Origin of the sequence: Kitasatospora sp. MAA19 (assembly GCF_029894125.1) — a bacterium.
Classification (GTDB): Bacteria; Actinomycetota; Actinomycetes; order Streptomycetales; family Streptomycetaceae; genus Kitasatospora.
Window position 1 is genome coordinate 63,768 of the sequence record NZ_JARXYZ010000028.1, and the last position, 19,750, is coordinate 83,517.

A 19,750-nucleotide genomic window follows, 5' to 3' on the forward strand; every position below is an offset into this window, starting at 1 on the left:
CAGCTCACTTTCCCTCCTACACCACTCCACGGGACGCCATCCTGGAAGGCGCCCGGGGGTTGGTGAACGACCCGGCGGACTCATTCCGGGTGGGTGCGGGGGATGAGTGGTGCAGACCGTGCGAGTCGGTCCTGGTCGAGGGTGCTCGGGAAGGTGGGAGGACTCCGGGCCGCTGGGGTGCGTTCACTCGGATGGCCCGTACACGGAGACGAGCCGACTGGTGTCCTCGACTCTGGAATCCCGGGCGTCGTCTGACGCCTTCGCGCAGAAGGAGTGGCATGCGAATATCCTGGAAGTCGCGCCGCGACTTGAACATCGTTCGTTGGGGTGCGGCATTTCTGGCGGTATCGGGAACCGCCTCCGTCCTGGCGGCCGTCATGGCGCAGTCCGGTGGTCCGAGTGGTGATCCCGGCGGGGAGAAGCCCACCATCGTGCTCGTACACGGTGCCTTCACCGACGCGTCGAGCTGGAACGGCGTCGCGGAACGGCTCCAGAAGAACGGCTACCGGGTGGCCGCACCGGCCAACCCCCTCCGCGGCATTCCCCAGGACTCGACCTACCTCGCGAGTTTCCTGGAGTCCGTCAAGGGACCGATCGTCCTGGTTGGTCATTCCTATGGCGGAGAGGTGATCTCGCAGGCTTCCGTCGGAAACGACAACGTCAAGGCCCTCGTGTACATCAACGCGATCATGCCCGATGTGGATGAGTCGTCCTCCAGCCTCTCGGCGAATTTTGCTCCCCCTGAACTCACCAAGGCTTTGAAGCAGGTGCCCTTCCGAAATGGCGACGGCACTACCGGCACGGACGCGTATATACAGCCGGACAGACTGCACCTGGTCTTCGCCGAGGACCTGCCCACGAGTCGGACCGACATTCTGGCAGTCACACAGCGTCCGATCGCGCTGTCGGCGTTCACGGACAAGCTCACCGGCGCGGCATGGCGAAACAAGCCCGTTTACGCCCTTGTCGGCAAGCAGGACCGGGCGATCAATCCGAGTCTGGAGCGATTCGAAGCAAAGCGGGCGAATGCCCGCAAGACGGTTGAGATCGACTCCTCGCACGTGTCCCTCCTCTCCCAGCCGGAGGCGGTCAAAAACCTGATCGTCGACGCCGCCGAGGACTACATGCGGAAATAGCGCCCCCGAACCAGTCCACGGCGTCAAGACCTCGGCGGCGGGAGGCCAGAGCCGTCTGTGTGAGCCGCTTCGCTCACTGAGCTCATCCTCCTGGGCCCGCACCTCCTGCGCCGCCGCGGATTCCAGCCGTTCGCCGTGCCCCTCGCGCGCTGACGGCTGCCGCGCCGGGTGCCGACCGCAACCTCGGACCAGTTGCACCGTACGGCTGCATCCATCGGGCGGTATGACCGTAATGCCGGCCCTCCGCGCAGGCGGCCGCGGTCCCCCTTGAGTCGTCCCCTTTCGGAAGGTGTGCCGCATGTCCACGGAAACCCTTGCCAAGCCCCTGACCGGCCGCGTGGCGGTCGTCACCGGAGCCTCCAGCGGCATCGGTGAGGCCTCGGCCGAACATCTGGCGGGGCTGGGCGCACGCGTCGCCGTTCTGGCGCGGCGCGCGGACCGGCTGAACGAGCTGGTCTCCCGGATCGAGAAGAGCGGCGGCACCGCCCTGGCGATCGCTGTCGACGTGACCGATGCCGCGGCCGTGCGGTCGGCCGCCGGCCGGGTGGCGGCCGAGCTGGGCGGCGCCGACCTGCTGTTCAACAACGCGGGCGTGATGCTGCCCGCCCCGATCGAGGAGCTGGCCACCGACCAGTGGCAGCGTCAGATCGACCTCAACATCACCGGACTGATGAACGTCATCGGCGGGTTCACCCCGCAGTTGGTCAAGGCCGCCGGAGAGCGAGGCGTGGCCGACCTGATCAACACCTCGTCGATCGCGGCGCAGAACATCTTCCCGAACTTCGCCGTGTACTCCGGCACCAAGGCGTACGTCACCCACCTCTCGCGTCATCTGCGTGTCGAGCTGGGCGCCAAGAACGTGCGGGTGTCGGCGATCGAGCCGGGCATCGTCGAGACCGAGCTGCAGAACCACGTCACCGATGACGGTGCGCTTCAGTGGCTGGAGGGCTCCAAGGAGACGATGGAGTGGCTCACGCCGCAGGACATCGCCGAAACCGTCGGCTTCATCGCCACGCTGCCACCGCGCGTGAATCTCCAGCAGGTCACCATCATGCCGACCCGCCAGCCCAACTAACCCTCCCGGCACCCCTGTTGGGCCCGCCCGCGGCACGGGCGGGCCCAACAGGGTCCAGCGTCGACGTGCGAGCACGCATCCGCCCGCTCCTCGAAGTCCACCCCGACCAGCGCCTGGCCGACGTCGTGCGGACCTTCGCCAGACACGCCGGCGAGCACCTACCCGGCAACCTCACCGTGACCGTCGACTGCGGGCGACTATGGCAGCACGGCGCCGTGGGGACCGGATTCCGCGGCCACGCCATGTTGTGGCTCAGCGACTTCTTCAAGGACTGGCTCCACACGCTCATCCATGACCTGTTGCGCTGGCAGGTGCGTGAGAGCCGGGGACGGTTAGCCGATCCGAGTCTGGTGGTGCTCGACACCCAGAGCCTGCACGCCGCCGCCGGGGTACCTGCGGCCACGACCGGACGGGACGCCGCCAAGAAGGTGCCGTGCCGCAAGCGAGGGCTGGCTGTTGACGTGCTGGGCCTGGTGGTCGCCGTGGTGGTGCTGGCCGCTTCCACGCACGACAACGCCTTTGGCACCGCGTTGCTGGACAAGGTCGCCGCCGGGACCTCCAGGGTGACGAAGGCGTTGGTGGACCAGGGGTTCAAGAAGACCGTGGCCGACCACGGCGCCGGCCTTGGCATCGCGGTGGAGATTGTCGAGCGCAACCCGGTCGACCGCGGCTTCGTCCCGCAGCCGATCCGCTGGAGGGTGGAGCAGACCAACGGGATCTTGATGCTGCACCGCAGGCTGGTCCGCGACTACGACGTCCCCGACGGTGGCAATCGTCTCGCCGAGAGACTCCCCCCCCGGGCACCCAGAAGGTCGTCATCGGCCGGATGAAGAAGGACGCCGGGGACATGGCGGACAGCCTGCCCATCAGCTGGCTCCTCGAATACCTCGGGACCTGACACGGCCCTTCCGGCACAGCGGCGCGGCGGATCCCAGCGTTGAGATGGGGTCCGCCGCGCCGCTGGGCTGCGGTGGGAGCGGGGTTCATAGGCGCCATCCGGAAAGCTGTCGCATCGTCTGTCGGACCGATGTGGGGCGGCGGAGGATCGAGCCTGTCGTGGGGGCGAATTCGCCTCGGGCCCGGGTCGTCCGGGCGGCGCCTGCCGGGGCTGTTCTGGTGCACGGTGCGGTCAGGGGTTGGCGCCGGGGCAGGTGCAGGTCGCTTGGTGGCGGGGGATGGACGGCAGCGAGGCGAGTTGGGCGAGGGCGCGGGGTGTGGCGAGGGTGGCGGGTGAGTCGAGCATCTGCATGGTGCGGACGAATCGCAGGTACAGGCCCTGGTGGTGGGGCAGTCGGGCGGTGACGGCGCCCATGAAGCCGGTGGCGATCCGGCTCGACAGCGGCATCGCGGTGTCCTGCCAGGCCCGGTCGGTGGAGGTGCTCACCAACCACGGGCTGCGGACGAGGGCGGCGGCGCCGCGTTGGAAGGTGGGGCCGAGGCGGTCCGGCTCCCCTCGCCGGGCGTGGCGGGTGAGCAGGGCGTCGAGGAGCTTGCTCTGCAGGGCGGCCACCGTCATGCCCTGGCCGTAGACGGGGTTGAAGGCGCAGACGGAGTCGCCCAGGGCGATGAGGCGGCTGGGCCAGTTGGGGACGCGGTGGTAGCGGTGCCAGCGGTTGGCGGTGGTGTGGGTGCGGTGGATGGGGCCGGCGGGTGTGCCTTCGTCGATGATCCTGGCGAAGTCGGGGTTGCGCAGCCCGGCGGCGTAGGCGCGGAAGCCGTCATCGTCGGTGGGCGGGGTGTGACCGGCGGCTCCGAGCAGGCCGAGCAGCCATCGGTCCGGTGCGATGCGCACGACGACGCCTCCACGAGGGGAGACAGGGGCGATGGTGGGTTGGTAGGAGGCACACCAGTCCCGGTCCGGATCGGTCTGCACGGTGTAGAGGCGGGAGGCGTAACAGGCCTGCCCGTCGACCGTGAGGGTGGCGGGGAGGCGGTAGCCGGCCTGGGCGAGCCACTGGGGGAGTCGGCTGCCTCGGCCGGTGGCGTCCACGACGAGGTCGGCGCGGATGAGCTGTTCGTCGTTGTCCGGTCGCTCGGATGAGCGGGGGTGGGCGGCGACCGCGATGGTGTCGTCGCCGCAGTTGAGCAGCAGCCGGTCGACGCGCAGTCCGTGCTGGAGGGTGACGTTGTCCAGGGCGGTGACGCGTTCACGGATGGCGTGTTCCAGCAGGGCGCGGGGCAGCAGTTGCACGTCGATTCCGACGGGGGTGCGCGGTGCCCAGCCGGTGGGGAAGAGGATCTTCGTGCCTTCGGCGAAGTCGATCACCGGGCAGCCATGGGCGAGGAGTTCGGTGCGCAGGCCGGGGAAGAACTCCTCCAGCTGCGTAGCGCCGCGGGCCAGCAGAGCGTGGGGGTGGTGGGACTGGGGGACGCCCGGGCGAGCTCCGGTGCCGGGTGGGATGTCCTGCTCCAGGACGGTGACGCGGCGGAAGTGTCCGGACAGGACGCGGGCGGCGAGCAGGCCCGCGTAGCCGCCGCCGACGACTACGGCGTTGTCCCGGAGGGCTGTTCGAGCCATCGTGTCCTCCGCAGGCAGGGGCTGGCATCACGGTAGTGCGGGACTGGACGGTGAATCATCACTTTGCGGAACCTGGCCGGAAGGCTGCGAGGCCCGCTCGGTCGCGCGTCGCATCACCGGTCGCGATGCCTGCTCCGGCGCGCGGCAGCGGTCGGCGGTGCGACGACGAGCCTTCCGCACTTGATGATGGTCTGACAAGATCAGGATATGACTGACACGCCATCGGGCGCGGGGGCGTTGGCGTCCGAGGCGGTGCTGCGGTGGGCGCGCCAGATGGGCTTGGCGGCGGGCATCAGCGAGGAGCGCCGCCTTGCCGCGATGCGGCTCGATGTGCTGGCCGGCCGTGCTCTCCCGCGGGGCGGTACGGCGGATGTGGAGCTGACGGCCCACTGGGCGGCGTTCGTCTGCTGGGTGGACGACCAGATCGACCGCCGGGGCCTGGGATCGGTGCCAGGGGAACTGGAGCGGTTCACAACCTCGCTGCGCCGGGTGCTCACCTGCGACGCCGCGACGTCTGCGGCGGACGCCCCGCAGGCGGTGGTCTTGGCGTGGTTGTGGGAGCGTACGGCCGCTGGCATGTCCGACCGGTGGCGGAAACGCTTCACCGCGGACTACCGGGACTTCCTGGACGCCTGTGAAGAGGAGGTCGCGGCGCGCCGCTCCGGGACCCGGCTGCCACTGGCGGATTACGTCGAACTGCGGCGCCGCACGATCACCCTGCTGCCCATGCTGAACGTCCTGGAGCGCACCGGTCACGCCCACCTGGTGGAGGACCCGCTGGTGGACGCCCAGTTGCGGGACTTGCGCTGGGCGCTGGCCGACGTCGCGGGCTGGGCCAACGACCTGGCCTCCCAGGTGCAGGACGCGGCCGCTGGCCAGGACAACCTGGTGTCCCTGATCGCCCGCCGGGACGACTGCCCCACCGACCAGGCCCGGGCACGGGTGGCCGCGATGATCGAACAGCGCCGAGCCGAGTTCCGCGCCACCGCGCTGGCGCTGCGCACGACCCCCACTCTGCCGCAGCCTCAGCTGCGGGAACTGCGGCGCTACGTCGACCTGGTGGAGACGTTCATGGCCGCGACCCTGCACTGGCTGGCGAGCACCGGACGCTTCGCCCTCGACGACGAGCCCGCGCATCGCAGCCAGGAGCCTGCCGCAGCGGATGCGCTCCGCACCGACCCGCCTCGGCGGCAGCCCGGGACCGACGGTGAGTGGAGCGGGCTCGGATGAGACCCGCCCCGATCCCCGCGAGCCTGCCCCGCTGGCCGCGCGCCGCGTTCCCCACCGACCTGGTGGGGGCCACCACCAGGCTGCGCAGCCACCTTGAGGGGCGGATCGAGGCCGACGGAGCAGTGCGTTCCCCATGCCACAGCCGCGTCCTGGAATCCGCGCTCCTCATGGCCCTGCTGGACCGCACCGGCCTGGAACCCGACGCACGTGCCCGGCTCGCCGACTACCTGGCCACGCACCGCGACTCCCCCCGCCGGCTGGACCGGCTGCTGGCCCGGGCCGCACTGGGCGGCCCGACCGCCGCGTCACTCGTCCCGCTGGACGTGGCGGACTTCCTCGCCCACGCGCCGGACTTCACCAGCGCGCGCAAACACGCCCTGCTGCACGCGGTCCTCCTGCTGCTCGGCGCCGCCCCGACGACCGGGTTCCCGGATCCCGACGCCTTCTCCCCGCACGGCCTGCACGCGTGGGCGCGCGTGCAGGTCACCGCGGTCAAGGCCATCCTCGCCCACGCGTACGGCCGTAGCGCCGCCATCTCCGAGGACGACTTGGCCCTGCTCCGCTCCACCCAGCACCTGGGCACACCCTGGGAGGGCAACCTCCTCATCCACCTGTCCGTGCTGCACGCCCTGGCCCCCCTGCCCGGCCAGCACCGCATGGTCGCCGACGGCATACGCACCGCGCTCGCCCACCAGCGCCCCGACGGCGGAATCCCGTTCATCAGCGACGAAGACACCTGGGTCACCGCAACCGCCGCAGTGGCCCTGCACACCGCCGGCGCCCCACGCGCTGCCATGGACACCGTCGCCCAGCGCCTGCTGCGTCTCCAGCACCCCGGCGGCTGGTCCTACACCGAACGGGCCCAACTCGCCGACGTGGACTGCACCTCCGCCGCCCTCGAAGCCCTCCACCTCGCCGACCCCGACACGCACCGCACCGCGATCCGCCGCGCCATCGACCACCTGATGGCCCTGCAAGCACCGGACGGCGGCTTCCCCACCTACCTGGCCGGCGCACCCTCGGAAGCCTGTATGACGGCCGCCGCCGCCAACGCCCTCAGCACCCAGGGACCGATACGCCGCCACGCCCTCGATGCCGCCCTCGACCACCTCGCCTCCCAGCAACGGCCCGACGGATCCTTCGCGCCCGACTGGAGCAGCAGCCGCCACCACACCGTCTTCCGTGCCACCCTCGCGGCCGCCCACCGCCCCGGCCCACCCGACAGCCCCGCCCGGCGCATCATCCGACGAGCCACCCAGCTGGCACTCAACTCCCAGAACAGCGACGGCGGCTGGGGCCAGCAGGATGGCGATGCGAGCGACGCCCTGAGTACTGCCTACGCCCTCATCACCCTCACCGGACATCCTGCGCCCGCCCCTGCCGCCCGCGGCACCGCCTACCTGCTCACCCAGCAACGCCCCGACGGCTCCATCAGCAGCATCCCGGACTCCATCGGGCCACGTCCGTTCGGCTTCAGCGTCCCCGCCCTCGCCGATGTGTTCACCCTGCTCGCCCTCGGACACCTCGACCACCGCCTCACCCCCGCACCGCTGACGGCGTGACGCACCCTCACCAGCACCGCAAGCGGTCGCCCCGCATCGGCAATACCTAGCAAAACCAGCCCAGAAGGAGTCTCTATGCCAGCGAGCCCGAACAACACGCCCGCCCCCACCAGCGAGTCAGTGGGCGAGTTCTACGACCACATGGGACTGTTCTTCGACTCACTCTACGGCGAGAACATCCACTTCGGACTCTGGGACGACGACCCGAACCCGTCCATGCCCGAAGCCCAGAACCGGCTCACCGACCGCCTGATCGACACCCTGCACCTGCGGGACGACGACTACCTCCTCGATGTCGGCTGCGGCACCGGACACCCCGCCCTGCGACTGGCCGAACGCACCCAAGCCAGGGTCCTCGGAGTGAGCATCAGCCCCACCCAGGTCGCCCGGGCCACCGAGAAGGCCCACACCGCCGGCCTCGCCGCACAACTGCAATTCATCCAGGCCGACGCCATGCACCTGCCCCACGAGCCCGAGACCTTCGACGCCGCCTGGGCCATCGAGATGCTCTTCCACGTCCCCGACCGCCTCCAAGTCCTGCGGGAGATCCACCGCACCCTCAAACCGGGAGGCCGCCTCGTCCTCGCCGACTTCATCCAGACCGACCACCTCACCGAAGACGACTGGAACCTCCTCACCCAGGGATTCGCCTTCTCCACCCTCCTACGCGCAGACACTTACGCCGACGTCATCACCCAAGCGGGCCTCGAAGTCGTCCAGATCCACGACGTCACCGCCGAAACCAGGCAGAACATCCGCTGGATCGAATTTCGCTACGCCGACCACCGGGAAGACCTGGCCGCCCACTACGGAGCGGACTTCACCACCCAGATGGACCGGCTGCTCCCCACCGGCGTGTCCATCTACACCGAGAAGCTCGGCTACGTGATTGCCGAGGCCCGTCGTCCCGTTGTCTGACCGCGACAGGCCACCGACACCGGGCTCCCCGGACGAGAGAAGCGATGAAGCGAGTCCTCAGGACAGCGAGCGTCGGCATGGCGGCGCTCCTGCTTCCCATGGCCACGGCGCAGACCGCCCACGCGAGCTGATCACGGTCTTTCCGTCCGGGCTGCCGCTTCAGCCGGCCTCGCCGGTTGAAGCGGCACCCTCCGCGCAAGGCCCCCTACGGCGAGTCGACTGCCCTCGGGCCGCCCCTCATCGCTACTCTCCCCGCGCCGGAACGGTACGGTCGTCGTCCTGGGGCACCGTCGGGGAGGGCAGGGGCGTGGGTCCGGTGGCTGCGTGCCGGGTGTAGACGGCGGGGTCGAAGCGGCTCAGTTGCCGGACGAGGCGCCCGGTGGACCAAGGCCAGGCGAAGGTGTTCCGGCCGCTGGGGCTGAAGTAGTAACTGGTGCAGCCGCCGGAGTTGTACACGGTGGTCCGCAACGCCTCCTGCACCGCTGTGTTGTGCTCGGCCTGGGCGGCCGGGTGGACCTCGACGGCTCGGTGGCCGCTGTGGTCGAGGTGGGCCAGGGCGGCGGTGAGGTAGGTCAGTTGGGCTTCCAGGACGGTGATCGCGGAGGTGGAGCCGCCGAGCAGGTTGGGCCCCAGCAGCAGGAAGAGGTTGGGGAAGCCGGTGACGGTGGTGCCCAGGTACGCCTGCGGTTCGCCGTCCCAGGCTTCGTGCAGGGTCCGGCCGTCCCTGCCGTACAGGCTCTGGGCCAGCGGCGGTTCGCCCATGCGGAAGCCGGTGGCCGTGATGAGGACGTCGGCCTGGACTGCGGTGCCGTCGGCGCCGACGACCTCGTTGCCGCGCACGGCCGTCACGGCGGTGGAGTGCAGACGGACGTGCGGTTGGGTGAGGGCGCGGTAGAAGGTGCTGGAGGTCAGCAGCCGCTTGCAGCCCAGCCGGTAGTCCGGTGTGAGTGCCTGGCGCAGCTCCCGGTCGTGTACCGCGAGCCGCAGGTGTGCCCGGGCTCCGACTTCGAGGAGGCGGGCGAGCCGCGGGTGGCGGAAGGCGTAGTTGAAGCCCTCCTGCAGGATGTACTGTCCGGCGCGCAGGGCGCCGCGGGCGCCGGGCAGGCGGTCCAGGAGCCGGTTGACCGCCGCGGGTACCGGCAGGTCGGGTTTGGGCAGTACCCACTGGGCGGTCCGCTGGAAGAGGTGCACGTTCGCTGCCTGGTCCGCGATGGCCGGGACGAGTTGGACGGCGGAGGCACCGCTGCCCACCACGGCAACGCGGCGTCCCGTCAGGTCGATGTTCTCGTCCCACCGGGCGGTGTGGAGCACGGGACCGCTGAACTCCTCGATCCCGGGGACGTCGAGGTCGCGCGGGAGGTGCCATGGCCCGGTGGCCAGGACCAGGGCCGTGGCGCTGTAGGGCCCGTCGCTGGTGTCCAGCAGCCAGCGCTCGCCGGCCGGATCCCACCGGGCTTCCCGCACGTGCACTCCGCAGCGCAGGGCGTCGTCGAGCCCGTACCGTTCGGCCGTCGTCCGCAGGTAGGCGTGGATCTCGCGCTGTCCGGCGAAGAGCCTGCTCCAGGCGGTGTCCGGGGTGAACGAGTAGCTGTAGAGCGTCGAGGGCACGTCGCAGGCACAGCCGGGGTAGGTGTTCTCCCGCCAGGTACCGCCGAGTTGCGGCGCCTTCTCCAGGATCAGTACGTCGTGGACCCCTGCCTCGCGCAGTCGGATGGCGGCCCCGATGCCGGAGAACCCCGCACCGACGACCACGACTCGCCCGTTCCTGCGAGGCCGCGTGGCCTGCGCCGGGATCACAGCGCCGGTCCGGCCGGGACAGCGGCGATGTGCCGACGGGGCGTCTGCTGTCCCCGGGGCGCCGTCCGGTCGGTGGCGTCTGGGCGTACTGCGCTCGTCGCGGTCACGTGGGTCTCGCTCATCAGTGCCTTCTCTTCCATTGCCTTCGGTATGCGCTGCCGCTCGGCGAGCCACCTCCGCCGGGCCGATGCGGTCACCGGGGACGTGCATGAGGCGTGGCACGCTGCCGCGGAGGCCCGGTCAACGCGCCGGGGCTTCACGGGGCAGCGGGCGTGTGCCCCCGTGGACGCTCGGTTTCCGCAGGGCTGCTCGGGGCAGATCGGCGTGAAGCTGCCGGCGGTGTACCTGAAGAACGGGAGAGATGGCCGGAAGGTCACCCTTGGCGTGTGAACCCGGTGTCGAGCAACTGTCGAGCCGCACCAGCCGACGCGAAGAATTCAAACACCAGCTCGGCTCCTATCTGCCAGCCGGCGCCCGCTTCTCGGACGGCGGCCATCGCGCGGGCGGCTTCGGCTCGGCTGGCGAAGCCGCCCCTGCGGCGGACGCGGCGCCGGTCGTCCTCGCGGGCGAGGTCGACGGCGTAGGTCCACGTTCCGTGCTTCGCGTCCGCCAGCAGGCGCATGCACCAGGGGCCGAGCTGCTTCTTGTGCTCGTCCTGGCAGCCGCATCGGCGGTAGACCCTGCCGCGCTTCGTCCGCTGTCCCATGGGTGGTTCCTCCTTGGAGTGGGTGGTTACGGGTCCAAGGTTCGTCTGGTGGTCGGGTGCGTCGGCAGAGCGTGCGGGGCGGGGGGCACGAAGGGGCCGGTCGGGCAGGACACGCTCAAGACGACACACCGCCTTGAAGATCACGATCCGTAGCCGGTGGGTAAGCGACCATGATCTGCCCGCACTGGCCGACTCGGCGAGCAGGTGCGTGCCGCGGTGACCGGGGCTGCCAGGCGCTCGTGAAGGCTCCTGCTGAGTTGGCGTCAGATTTCCGTTGCTGGGCGTAACCGGCGACGGATGGCGGCCCTGGGGAGCACTTGGGGACCACGCGCGATGAGCGCTCATGGGCGCCCGTGGGTCATAACGGGCGCCTGTGCACGAAGTGAACGCTGACGGCTCGTCACCTCGCTGCGACGGCGGCCGTCCGAAGTGTCTGCCGGTGTGCATGAACTCTGCTGTCTCCCAGGCCTGTTGACACAAAGAGAAGCTGGAGCCTCAAGGCTCCGGCTGTCGACAATAGTTGAACCCCTGCTGGTGACGAGTGCGGACGGGAAGGGCAGACCCGCTGTCCACCACGAAGGAATTCGAGCTATGGGGGACAACGCAGCCGCCCCGCACCGGGTGACCGGGTGCGGGGTGGCTGCGTTCGTGTCGGGGGTCACCCCGTGGTCTTGAGTGTCCCCACTGCCTGTACCGGAGGCGTCTTGGTGTCCTTCGGCATGCCCGCGTTCTGTGCGGACATCACCACGCTCGCCCGGTACTGCCCCAGATGATCGAGCAGGTCTGCGTGGCCAGGGCCGCCGGGGGCTGCCGTGTCAGGCGGAGTGCAGCAGCCCGCGCAGTTCGGTGGTGTCGATGACGTGGGCGCGGGAGGGGAACACGTTGTCGACCAGTACCTGGTGGGTCTTGGGATCGGGGTCGGCGATGCCGTCGGACAGAACGTAGATCCGGTAGTCGCGGTCGGCGGCGTCGATGAGGGTGGACAGAACGACGCCGCTGGTGCTGATCCCGGTGAGCACCAGGGTGTCGATGCCGCGGTCGGTCAGCTGTTGGTGGAGGTCGGTGGTGGAGGCCGAGCCGTAGCGGGTCTTGCGGACGACGATGTCGCCGTGCGCGGGGGCGATCCGCTCGTCGATCTGGGTGGCGGGGTCCTCGTGGTGGAGCATCTTGCCCGCGGCGACCGCGGTGAAGGCTTTGTTGGTCTCCGGAATCGTTGCCCAGTCGTTCTCGGTGAAGGCGACACGGACGTAACCGATGGTGCCGCCGGCGGCGCGGACGTCGGCGATGGCGCCCTTGACCCGTTCGACGAGTGCGTCGGCGTCGGGGGCGAGGGGGACGATCCCGTTCTGGAAGTCCATGGCCAGCAGGGCGGTTCGCTCGGGGGTGATCGTGGGGTGGGTGGGGGTGCTCACGCGGGATTCTCCTTGGCGGGGTTCTCAACGGTGCTGGGGGTGTCGGTCGGTCGGTTCGTGTCGCGGTTCATCAGGCGGCGGTCGAGGACGGTCAGCAGGAGGACCGCGAGGCCCGCCGCGACCAGCACGATGCCGAGGGTGTGCAGGCCGTGGTCGCTGACCCCGTCGCGGAAGACGATGCCGCCGATCACGGCGGAGGTGATGGTTCCGAGGTATCCGAAGGTCCGGAACAGTCCGGAGGCGGTGCCGATCTGGTCGGGCGGTGCCGCGAGGTAGAGGGCGGTCTGGTTGCCGACCGTGGTGGAGGCGGACGTGACGCCGAAGATCAGGGAGACCAGCACGATCGCGATCGCCGGGCTGTGCGAGGTGAGCAGCATGATGCCGACCGAGCCGAGCAGCATGGTCACCGCCGAGGCGATCAGCGGTCCGCGTACCAGGTTACGGCTGGCGAGCGGGCGCGAGAGCAGCGCGGAGACGGCGCCCATCGGCAGGAGCAGGAGTCCCGCCGCCACGGTGGAAATCCCGTGTGCGGCCTCCATCCACTGGGTCATGCCGTACATCACGGAGTAGACGCCGAGCAGGGTGAGGGCCTGGCGCAGGTAGGTGCGGGCGAGGGGGCCGTTGGCGGCGAGGCCGCGGAAGTCGAAGAACGGCGCGGTCTTCCGTAGCTCCCACACGACCGTGGGCAGGGCGGCCAGGACGAAGACGGCGAGAGCGATCCACTCGACGTGGGGGAGGCTCATCAGGAAGATGACCAGCGCGGTCATCGACCCGGCGAAGCCGAGGATGCCGGGCAGGTCGATCCGGTCGGCGACCTTACGGAAACCGCCGTGTCCGGGGTCGGGCACGGGGTCCTTGGGCAGCCAGCGCAGGGCCATCGCCATGGCGATCGCGGTGACCGGGATGTTGATCAGGAAGGCCCAGCGCCAGCCCGCGGCGCCCACCAGCAGTCCGCCGATCGGAGGGCCGACGGCGGCTGTGGCCATGCCCGCGATCGCGATGCCGCCGAGCACCCCGCCGGGCGGCGCGTCCAGGCCGGTCTCCTCGGCGCGGCGCCGGATCAGCACCATCGAGCAGGGGAAGGCGGCCGAGGTGCCGATGCCGATCAGCACCCGGGCGACGGTCAGCATCGCCAGGTTCTGGCCGAGGCCGCCGACCAGGCCGCCGAGCAGCACCAGCATGATGCCGGAGAGGAAGATCCGGCGCGCGCCGAATACCTCCGCCAGTTTGCCCGCTGTGGGCTGCGCGACGGCGCTGGCCAGGTAGAGCGAGGAGACCAGTACGGCGGTGCTGCCCACCGAGACGTGCAGTGCTGCGGCGATGGGCACCAGGGCGGTCGCGATGATGGAGCTGTTGATCGGGTTGAGGCTGGAGCCCACGTAGAGCGGGGTCGTGAACGTCCATGCGAAGGGCTTGCGCGCGAGACCGCGCGCCGCAGCGTCGGCCCGGGTGGTGTCGGTTCTCATATGCCGCCGTCGTTCAGGTCGGCCGCGGCGAGACGCTCCAGCAGCTCGATGGCCTTCCCCAGGTCCTTGCGCTCGTCCGGCGCGACGACCTGGTCGATGGCCCGCGCCAGGAAGGACGCGCGGCCCGCGAGCAGCTTCTCGATCAGCTCGGTCGCGGAGGGATCGGCGCTCATCAGCTTCTTGCGGCCGTCCTGCGGATCGGGCTCGCTGTGGACCAGTCCGGCGGCCTTGAGCACCGCCAGGCTCTGCGCGATGGACTGGCCGCTGACGTGCTCCAGCGCGGCGAGCCGGGCCGCGGTGATAGGGCCTTCCCGTACCACGCTCGCCAGCACGGCGACCTGCGTGACGGTCAGGCCGGTCGCATGCTGCCCCGATTCCGCGCGCAGGCGTGCGCGCAGCCGCTTGATCGCGTCGTTGAGGCGCTGCGCGGTCGCAGTGGACTGCCGCGGCCTGGGGTTCGTGTTCATGACCTCAGCGTAAAACTACACAAGGAACTTTGCCAAGTTACTTGTGCAGTTTGTTGCCGGAGCGGCGGTCGCGGTCGCGGGCTCAGGCCGTGGGTCAGGGCCCAGGCCGCGGTCGCCAGGGCGTCGGAGGCGGCGGCGCCGGGAATCTCAGTTGCTCTGGTCCCGGGCGCTTGGATACCGGGTGCTGTCTCGGGTGCTCTGGTTCGGCGCAGCTGTCGTCAGTAGTCCACTGGCCGGCGATCCAGAACTCCTCCGGGCCAGTCAGGGGGCGAGAACCGACGCGGCGGTGGTGCGCCAGCCTTCTGCGGTTTGAGCAGTGACTGAAGCCGCTGGCCAAGAGGAGGGAGCGCGGCATTCGGTGCGCCGAGCACACGAAGCGTGGGTCGTCGGGCACATAGGACGCGGAATACCCAACCCAGGCTTCGACGCTCCAGGGTGTAACGAAAGATCCCAGATGTAATGAAATTGGTTACTTCAAGGAAGTGGACATCATGGGACAGCTCGATGAGAAGGTCACCCTGGTGACTGGTGGATCGACCGGTATCGGGCTGGCCATCGCCCGCCGGTTCGCCGCCGACGGCGCCACCGTCTACCTCACCGGCCGGCGCAAGACCGAGCTGGACGCGGCCGTGGAAGCCGTCGGCGAACGTGCCACCGGCGTTCAAAGCGATGCGTCGAATCTCGATGATCTCGACCGCCTCTTCGCGACTATCAAGGAGCGCAGCGGACGGCTGGACGTCGTTGTGGCCAACGCCGGCGTCGCCGAACCCGCCCGACTGGGCGAGATCACCGAGGAGCAGTACGACAAGACTTTCGACATCAACGTCAAGGGGACGCTCTTCACCGTCCAGAAGGCACTACCCCTGCTGCCGGACGGCGCCTCGGTGATCGTGCTCTCTTCCACCAATGCGTCGATGGGCGTCGAGGCGATGAGCGTCTACAGCGCCACCAAGGCCGCTGACCGCAACTTCGCCCGCACCTGGGCCGCCGAGCTCGCGGGCCGTGGCATCCGGGTCAACGCCATCAGCCCCGGCCCGATCGAGACTCCCGGCATCCGCAGCCTGGGGACCCCGGCACAAGGTGAACAGCAACTGGCGGACGCCCTCGCGACGATGGTTCCGCTCGGCCGGATCGGACGCACCGACGAAGTCGCCGCCGCAGCCGTCTTCCTCGCCTCGGACCAGAGCTCCTTCACCACCGGGGCCGAACTCTTCGTCGACGGCGGCCTCGTCCAGATCTGAACCCCGATCGGCGACCACCGCCCAGACTCGATAGCGCCGCTCAGGTGTGCCGAGACTCGCTAGTGCCGCGTCAGACAACCTTTGCCCTCTCGGAACGTCGGCGAGCGGCCGAACTGGTCCTGACTGCATGTCGCCACGGACACGCCGCTTCCGACGTTACCCACCCATCACTGGGATCTCGGCCGATACAGTCTGGACGCCATGTCCATGCCCTCATCAAGGAGATCCTGATGACGCTTCAGGCTCAGTTTGCGCAGGCGCAGGCCGATTCCAAGACGCTCTCCGAGCGTCCGGACAACATGACGATGCTGAAGAGGTACGCCCTGTTCAAGCAGGGCAGCAGCGGGGACGTCCAGGGCGAGCGCCCGGGGATGACCGACTTCGTGGGCCGGGCCAAGTGGGATGCCTGGAACGAGCTCAAGGGCTCGACGCAGGAAGCGGCGCAGCAGCAGTACATCGACCTGGTGGAGGGCTTGAAGGATTGACCCGCGCAACGGCGACGGGGCGGTTCCAGAAGGATCCGCCCCGGCCACGTACACATCGCGGGGCGAAGGTTGTCTGACGCGGCACCAGTTGTCACCGGACGCAGAGCGTGGCCTGCGCGTTCGGTCGTGCCGGGACAGGCTGGTTGGCACCGTTCGGCCATCTTTGCTGTCACCTGCGGTGCATGGCCGGTCTTGTTGTCACCGGTTTCGGAGATCCACCCCCGAGACCGATCTTGTCCGAGCAACGCAGTCGTGACCGAACTCGGGCAGGCGGGTTGGCGGTTGTGCGGCAGTCGTTCCGAAAGGGAGGAAGCCTCACCAACAGCGGCGAGCAGCTGGAAAGGCCGCTCGGGATCGGCCTGACCGATGGCCAATTCGACCCAGCGGTCGGAGGACCACAGCCGCCAAACTCGCATCTCGCCCGCGACTAGTTCCCGGACCGCGGCGGCCACTCGTAAGGGGGCAGCCTGCGGTGCACGGGGCGTTCATTCACCGTTTGCGATTCCTTATACGAGGCATATCGAATCCTTCCGAAGGAAACCTCTCCGTCCCGGTGCACGTCCACCCCCTCGTTCGGGAAGGAGATCCATCCCGCTCCAGCCTGGGGCCCCGACACCCAGGGGGTGACCACGCTGCGAACGTTGGTCTCGCCGGCGACCACAGTGCCCCTCTTCTTCTCGGGGTCGGTGATCTTCACGCCCGTTTCGGTGAAGGCGATGCGGCTCTTCTTCCCGTCCGGCCCCTCTGCCCAATGTGTGGTCACGCTGTTCAGGTCGGCCCTGTCGGCCCAGACGGTTCCCCAGGCCCTTCCCTGGCCGTGGAACACGTTCAGCCCGGACTGCGGGAACTCGATCCACCCGTCGCTGTCGCTCGGCCCCTGCACCCATGCGGTCTTCACACCGTTCACGTCAGCCCTGTCGGCCGAGACGGTCCCCCGGTCCTGCTTCCCCTCCTTGTGCACGTCCACTCCGGCTTGCGGGAAGTCGATCCATCCGTCGCTGGGGTTGCGGCCGTGCACTGACCTGGTGTTCACGCGGTCCACCTCGGCCTTGTCGGCCGAGAGGGTGCCCAGCTGCGTCGAGCCGCCCTGATGGACCTCCACTCCGGCTTGCGGGAAGTCGATCCATCCGTCGCTGGAGTTGCTGCCGTGCACCGTCCTGGCGTTCACGCGGTCCACATCGACCCTGTCGGCCAGGACGGTTCCCAGGGCGCCGGTCCCGTTGTGGATCTCCACCCCGGCCGCGGAGAAGGTGACACGGCTCCTGGTCGGCGCCTGCTCGACCCACGGAGTGCGCGTCCCGCTGTCGAACTCGGGGACGAGTGCGTGGACCGTGGTGGTGAGGAAGTACCCCTGGTGCTGCTGTGCGGCGGTGGTCGTCCCGGCGATGAGGGTGTAGGTGGTGCCTCGCCTCGGCGCGGAGGGGGGTGACCAGGTGTAGGGCTGCTGGGTCACCCGCGGTCCTTGGGCCGCCGGCTGGACGAGCACCTCGTTCCCCTGCGGATCGCGGATCCAGTAGTCGAGGTTGTCCGGCCCCTCCCACGTCAGCACGACGTTCTGGCTCGCGTCCACGTCCACCAGGGAGTTCTTCTCCGGGCGGAAGTTGCGTGGGATCTTCGGAGCCTGCTTCACCAGCCCGAGAGTGGTGGTGAAGTTCGCCCGCCGAATGGGGATGTTGTTGTCGCCGCCGCCGGAGCGCTCGTGGATCTTCAGGCGGACCAGCCCCGCCATGTCGGAAACCGGTATGTTCTCCAGCTTCAGGACCAGCGACTCCTCCTCAGGCAGGGTCAGCCTCCCCCCGGAGGGGTCATGCGCCCGGAAGCGGCCGAGCGTACCGTCCCAGTCGAAGGTCGGCTCCGGCTCCCGGTTGACCTTGTAGTCCTTCTCGATGCTCGCGCTGATCGCCGTGGGGTTACCCGTCAGGTCGTTGGGACCGCTGCCGACCGGTATCTCCACATCGATGAAATCCCACCGCACCTCGGACTGGTGGGTGTTGGAGACGATCACGTACACCGTTCCCACGGACGGTGCCCCGGGCTGCGACGCCAAGAGCGAGGTCGGATCGGTGAGGATGGCGTAGTTCAGCAAGGACGGCACGGTCAGGACTCCCTACTTCGGCGCTTCACACGATGCGGGCAGAAGACGCGCAGTTGAGGCTCGGTGCTGGCAGGTGCTGGGTCAGTGCGGTGGCAGAGGTTCAAGCGGGCCCCGCAGCGGGTTCAGGGGCAGGCGTACGTCGCCGGTGACCGTCGGTATGACTCGTTCGTCAGTCGTCGCGGCTGGTCGGAGCTGGCGCAGGTGCCCTAAGGGCTTCGACGCCGGCTCCCGCCGGCGCCTCAGCAGGAGCTCATGAGCTCCGCGCCGCATTGATGCCCCTTCCGCCCGTGCGAACTCTTCAAGCGGCATCTCGGCCGGGCGTGTCATCTCCCATGGCCGTGCTGCCACTCGGGGCAGCACCAACAGAATCGTCCCAGCGGGCGGTCCAGGATCCACGATTCTGCATAACTGGCCCGAACAGAGCCCCTGGCGGCTGAAACCGAAGCCGGCCTGGAACTCCCACGCGATCGCGTCGATCATCTGGGGGTGGACGCAGGTCGCCGCGATGGTAAGGACCGCTCGACTTCGGCAGGGGGCGCCGCTCGTGGCCGGGGGCAGCGCCGTTGGCAGTACCTGGTGTCGCGGGTCGGGCCCGACTCGCCCCCCGCTCAGTCGTCGAGTTCGGCGCAGGGCACGGTGGATGCTCGGGTCGACGAGTTCGCCCGTCAGGCAGTCGCGGGGGTTGGCACGCCGGATGTGGGAGCCGAGGGGGGCAGCGCAGGCCGCGCGGATCTTCCTGGTGGTAGGTGAAGTCGTTGACTTTCTGCGGATCGGCGGCGAGGGCGGGGTCGTCGTGCTCGGGGGCGAGCATGAGGGGCGCCCCGCTGCGCCAGCGGCCCACCACCTTCGCCGCGAGCAGCTCTTATTCTTCGGGCGAGGAGGCGTTGGCGTTCAGGTACCGGCGGTAGGCGGCGACCCGGGTGTGCAGCTTGCGGAGGGCCACGTAGGTGCCGTTGGAAGGCCTCGCCGCAGGTTAAAACGTCAGGCTCCGTTTCAGCCGTTTTCTTCCAGAGCGGTGGTGTAATCGCGTAGCCAGTCGGTGTGGCCGCCGATGCCCCAGTCGTCGCGGTCGAGTTCGTTGATCGTCACCCAGACTCGACGAAGGTTCTCGGGAGTGCGCTCGCTGTTCTCGATCCGCATGATGATCTCGGTGAAGTCGCGGATGACGCCCTGCTTGTCCAATACGTCGAGGCGTCCGCTCAGGATGCGCACCTCGATGAAGTAGAACGGTTTCTCGTGATCCGGGCTGCCGCCGTTGTAGTCGGCGTCGGCGGCGACCTCGTAGACCCAGCCCTTCATAATCTTGCGGGCCGCGGGCGTCTCGGGCACCTTTTCCCAGAACATGAGCGCGTCTGTCAGGCGGGCCATGGCCTCGTGGCGCTGCTCGGTGGTGAGTGCGCCTTCTCGCACGGTCATGTTGATAAAGGGCATGACAGCCTCCTTGGACGTCCGGTCTTTCGGCATCTGGTGCGTGGCGTGGGCGCGGTCCGACGGTTGCCTGCAGGACGCGGCGGTTGTGGACTCACGGCACAAGTGCGGCGAACCCCGCTCATCGGCGTGTCGGCGCGCAATACGCGGGCGCGCCCGCAGAGGTCACAGGGCGGACTGTCCACCTCTGTATAGCGCCCTTCGGCAAGGTTCC

Annotated in this window: 16 protein-coding genes; 8 read left to right on the forward strand and 8 right to left on the reverse strand. The window is 69.3% G+C overall.

Translation table 11 applies throughout. The features are described from left to right. Positions 1-278 precede the first annotated feature (278 nt). The 3 genes from P3T27_RS31205 to P3T27_RS31215 all read left to right on the forward strand — a co-directional run bounded on the left by P3T27_RS31205 (position 279) and on the right by P3T27_RS31215 (position 3,041). On the forward strand, positions 279-1,136 hold the full coding sequence (locus tag P3T27_RS31205) for an alpha/beta fold hydrolase (RefSeq protein WP_280684557.1): 858 nt from the start codon (positions 279-281) through the stop codon (positions 1,134-1,136). A gap of 298 nt (positions 1,137-1,434) precedes the next feature. Then, positions 1,435-2,211 carry an SDR family oxidoreductase gene (locus P3T27_RS31210; RefSeq protein WP_280684559.1) on the forward strand — a complete coding sequence of 259 codons (777 nt, stop codon included), beginning with the start codon at positions 1,435-1,437 and terminating at the stop codon, positions 2,209-2,211. A gap of 65 nt (positions 2,212-2,276) precedes the next feature. Next, positions 2,277-3,041 (forward strand): transposase, encoded by a 765-nt coding sequence (locus P3T27_RS31215; RefSeq protein ID WP_280684562.1) that lies wholly within the window; start codon positions 2,277-2,279, stop codon positions 3,039-3,041. Positions 3,042-3,340: 299 nt separating this feature from the next. On the opposite strand, the gene P3T27_RS31220 is transcribed toward P3T27_RS31215, so the two are convergent. Continuing rightward, the gene (locus P3T27_RS31220; protein WP_280684564.1) at positions 3,341-4,729 is read right to left on the reverse strand and encodes an NAD(P)-binding protein; all 1,389 of its coding nucleotides are present in this window, start codon (positions 4,727-4,729) and stop codon (positions 3,341-3,343) included. A gap of 207 nt (positions 4,730-4,936) precedes the next feature. Here P3T27_RS31220 and P3T27_RS31225 point away from each other — a divergent pair, with 207 nt between their 5' ends. From P3T27_RS31225 to P3T27_RS31235, 3 genes are all read left to right on the forward strand, one after another. After that, positions 4,937-5,959: a terpene synthase family protein gene (locus tag P3T27_RS31225; RefSeq protein WP_280684566.1), complete on the forward strand. Its 1,023-nt coding sequence runs from the start codon at positions 4,937-4,939 to the stop codon at positions 5,957-5,959. Then, positions 5,956-7,521 carry a terpene cyclase/mutase family protein gene (locus P3T27_RS31230; RefSeq protein ID WP_280684568.1) on the forward strand — a complete coding sequence of 522 codons (1,566 nt, stop codon included), beginning with the start codon at positions 5,956-5,958 and terminating at the stop codon, positions 7,519-7,521. Before P3T27_RS31225 ends, P3T27_RS31230 begins: the two co-directional genes overlap by 4 nt. Positions 7,522-7,596: 75 nt before the next feature. Continuing rightward, positions 7,597-8,439, forward strand: coding sequence for a class I SAM-dependent methyltransferase (locus tag P3T27_RS31235; RefSeq protein WP_280684570.1), 843 nt, complete (start codon positions 7,597-7,599; stop codon positions 8,437-8,439). A 243-nt stretch (positions 8,440-8,682) separates the two neighbouring features. Here the strand turns inward: P3T27_RS31235 and P3T27_RS31240 are convergent, their stop codons facing one another. From P3T27_RS31240 to P3T27_RS31260, 5 genes are all read right to left on the reverse strand, one after another. Next, on the reverse strand, positions 8,683-10,191 hold the full coding sequence (locus P3T27_RS31240; RefSeq protein WP_280684572.1) for an NAD(P)/FAD-dependent oxidoreductase: 1,509 nt from the start codon (positions 10,189-10,191) through the stop codon (positions 8,683-8,685). A gap of 418 nt (positions 10,192-10,609) precedes the next feature. Further along, positions 10,610-10,942: a hypothetical protein gene (locus tag P3T27_RS31245; protein ID WP_280684574.1), complete on the reverse strand. Its 333-nt coding sequence runs from the start codon at positions 10,940-10,942 to the stop codon at positions 10,610-10,612. A gap of 815 nt (positions 10,943-11,757) precedes the next feature. Then, positions 11,758-12,354 carry an isochorismatase family cysteine hydrolase gene (locus P3T27_RS31250; protein WP_280684576.1) on the reverse strand — a complete coding sequence of 199 codons (597 nt, stop codon included), beginning with the start codon at positions 12,352-12,354 and terminating at the stop codon, positions 11,758-11,760. Continuing rightward, a complete protein-coding gene (locus P3T27_RS31255) occupies positions 12,351-13,820 on the reverse strand; it encodes an MFS transporter (protein ID WP_280684578.1) in 1,470 nt (489 codons plus the stop codon). Before P3T27_RS31255 ends, P3T27_RS31250 begins: the two co-directional genes overlap by 4 nt. After that, a complete protein-coding gene (locus P3T27_RS31260; protein WP_280684580.1) occupies positions 13,817-14,287 on the reverse strand; it encodes a MarR family transcriptional regulator in 471 nt (156 codons plus the stop codon). Before P3T27_RS31260 ends, P3T27_RS31255 begins: the two co-directional genes overlap by 4 nt. Before the next feature lie 491 nt (positions 14,288-14,778). Between P3T27_RS31260 and P3T27_RS31265 the strand changes: the two genes are divergently transcribed. Further along, on the forward strand, positions 14,779-15,528 hold the full coding sequence (locus P3T27_RS31265; RefSeq protein ID WP_280684582.1) for an SDR family oxidoreductase: 750 nt from the start codon (positions 14,779-14,781) through the stop codon (positions 15,526-15,528). Positions 15,529-15,758: 230 nt separating this feature from the next. Beyond that, entirely contained in the window at positions 15,759-16,013 is a 255-nt protein-coding gene (locus tag P3T27_RS31270) for an acyl-CoA-binding protein (RefSeq protein WP_280684583.1), read from the forward strand. A 427-nt stretch (positions 16,014-16,440) separates the two neighbouring features. On the opposite strand, the gene P3T27_RS31275 is transcribed toward P3T27_RS31270, so the two are convergent. Together P3T27_RS31275 and P3T27_RS31280 are read right to left on the reverse strand one after the other, a co-directional pair. Beyond that, positions 16,441-18,108 carry a hypothetical protein gene (locus tag P3T27_RS31275; protein WP_280684585.1) on the reverse strand — a complete coding sequence of 556 codons (1,668 nt, stop codon included), beginning with the start codon at positions 18,106-18,108 and terminating at the stop codon, positions 16,441-16,443. A gap of 993 nt (positions 18,109-19,101) precedes the next feature. Beyond that, positions 19,102-19,539 (reverse strand): hypothetical protein, encoded by a 438-nt coding sequence (locus P3T27_RS31280; RefSeq protein WP_280684587.1) that lies wholly within the window; start codon positions 19,537-19,539, stop codon positions 19,102-19,104. Positions 19,540-19,750: the final 211 nt, after the last annotated feature.

What these genes read in the sequence shown, in the direction of transcription:
- P3T27_RS31220 (WP_280684564.1), bottom strand. Translation starts at nt 4,729, where the DNA reads ATGGCTCGAACAGCCCTCCGGGACAACGCCGTAGTCGTCGGCGGCGGC.
- P3T27_RS31265 (WP_280684582.1), top strand. Translation starts at nt 14,779, where the DNA reads ATGGGACAGCTCGATGAGAAGGTCACCCTGGTGACTGGTGGATCGACC.
- P3T27_RS31280 (WP_280684587.1), bottom strand. Translation starts at nt 19,539, where the DNA reads ATGCCCTTTATCAACATGACCGTGCGAGAAGGCGCACTCACCACCGAG.
- P3T27_RS31225 (WP_280684566.1), top strand. Translation starts at nt 4,937, where the DNA reads ATGACTGACACGCCATCGGGCGCGGGGGCGTTGGCGTCCGAGGCGGTG.
- P3T27_RS31235 (WP_280684570.1), top strand. Translation starts at nt 7,597, where the DNA reads ATGCCAGCGAGCCCGAACAACACGCCCGCCCCCACCAGCGAGTCAGTG.
- P3T27_RS31205 (WP_280684557.1), top strand. Translation starts at nt 279, where the DNA reads ATGCGAATATCCTGGAAGTCGCGCCGCGACTTGAACATCGTTCGTTGG.
- P3T27_RS31260 (WP_280684580.1), bottom strand. Translation starts at nt 14,287, where the DNA reads ATGAACACGAACCCCAGGCCGCGGCAGTCCACTGCGACCGCGCAGCGC.
- P3T27_RS31245 (WP_280684574.1), bottom strand. Translation starts at nt 10,942, where the DNA reads ATGGGACAGCGGACGAAGCGCGGCAGGGTCTACCGCCGATGCGGCTGC.
- P3T27_RS31230 (WP_280684568.1), top strand. Translation starts at nt 5,956, where the DNA reads ATGAGACCCGCCCCGATCCCCGCGAGCCTGCCCCGCTGGCCGCGCGCC.
- P3T27_RS31210 (WP_280684559.1), top strand. Translation starts at nt 1,435, where the DNA reads ATGTCCACGGAAACCCTTGCCAAGCCCCTGACCGGCCGCGTGGCGGTC.
- P3T27_RS31255 (WP_280684578.1), bottom strand. Translation starts at nt 13,820, where the DNA reads ATGAGAACCGACACCACCCGGGCCGACGCTGCGGCGCGCGGTCTCGCG.
- P3T27_RS31270 (WP_280684583.1), top strand. Translation starts at nt 15,759, where the DNA reads ATGACGCTTCAGGCTCAGTTTGCGCAGGCGCAGGCCGATTCCAAGACG.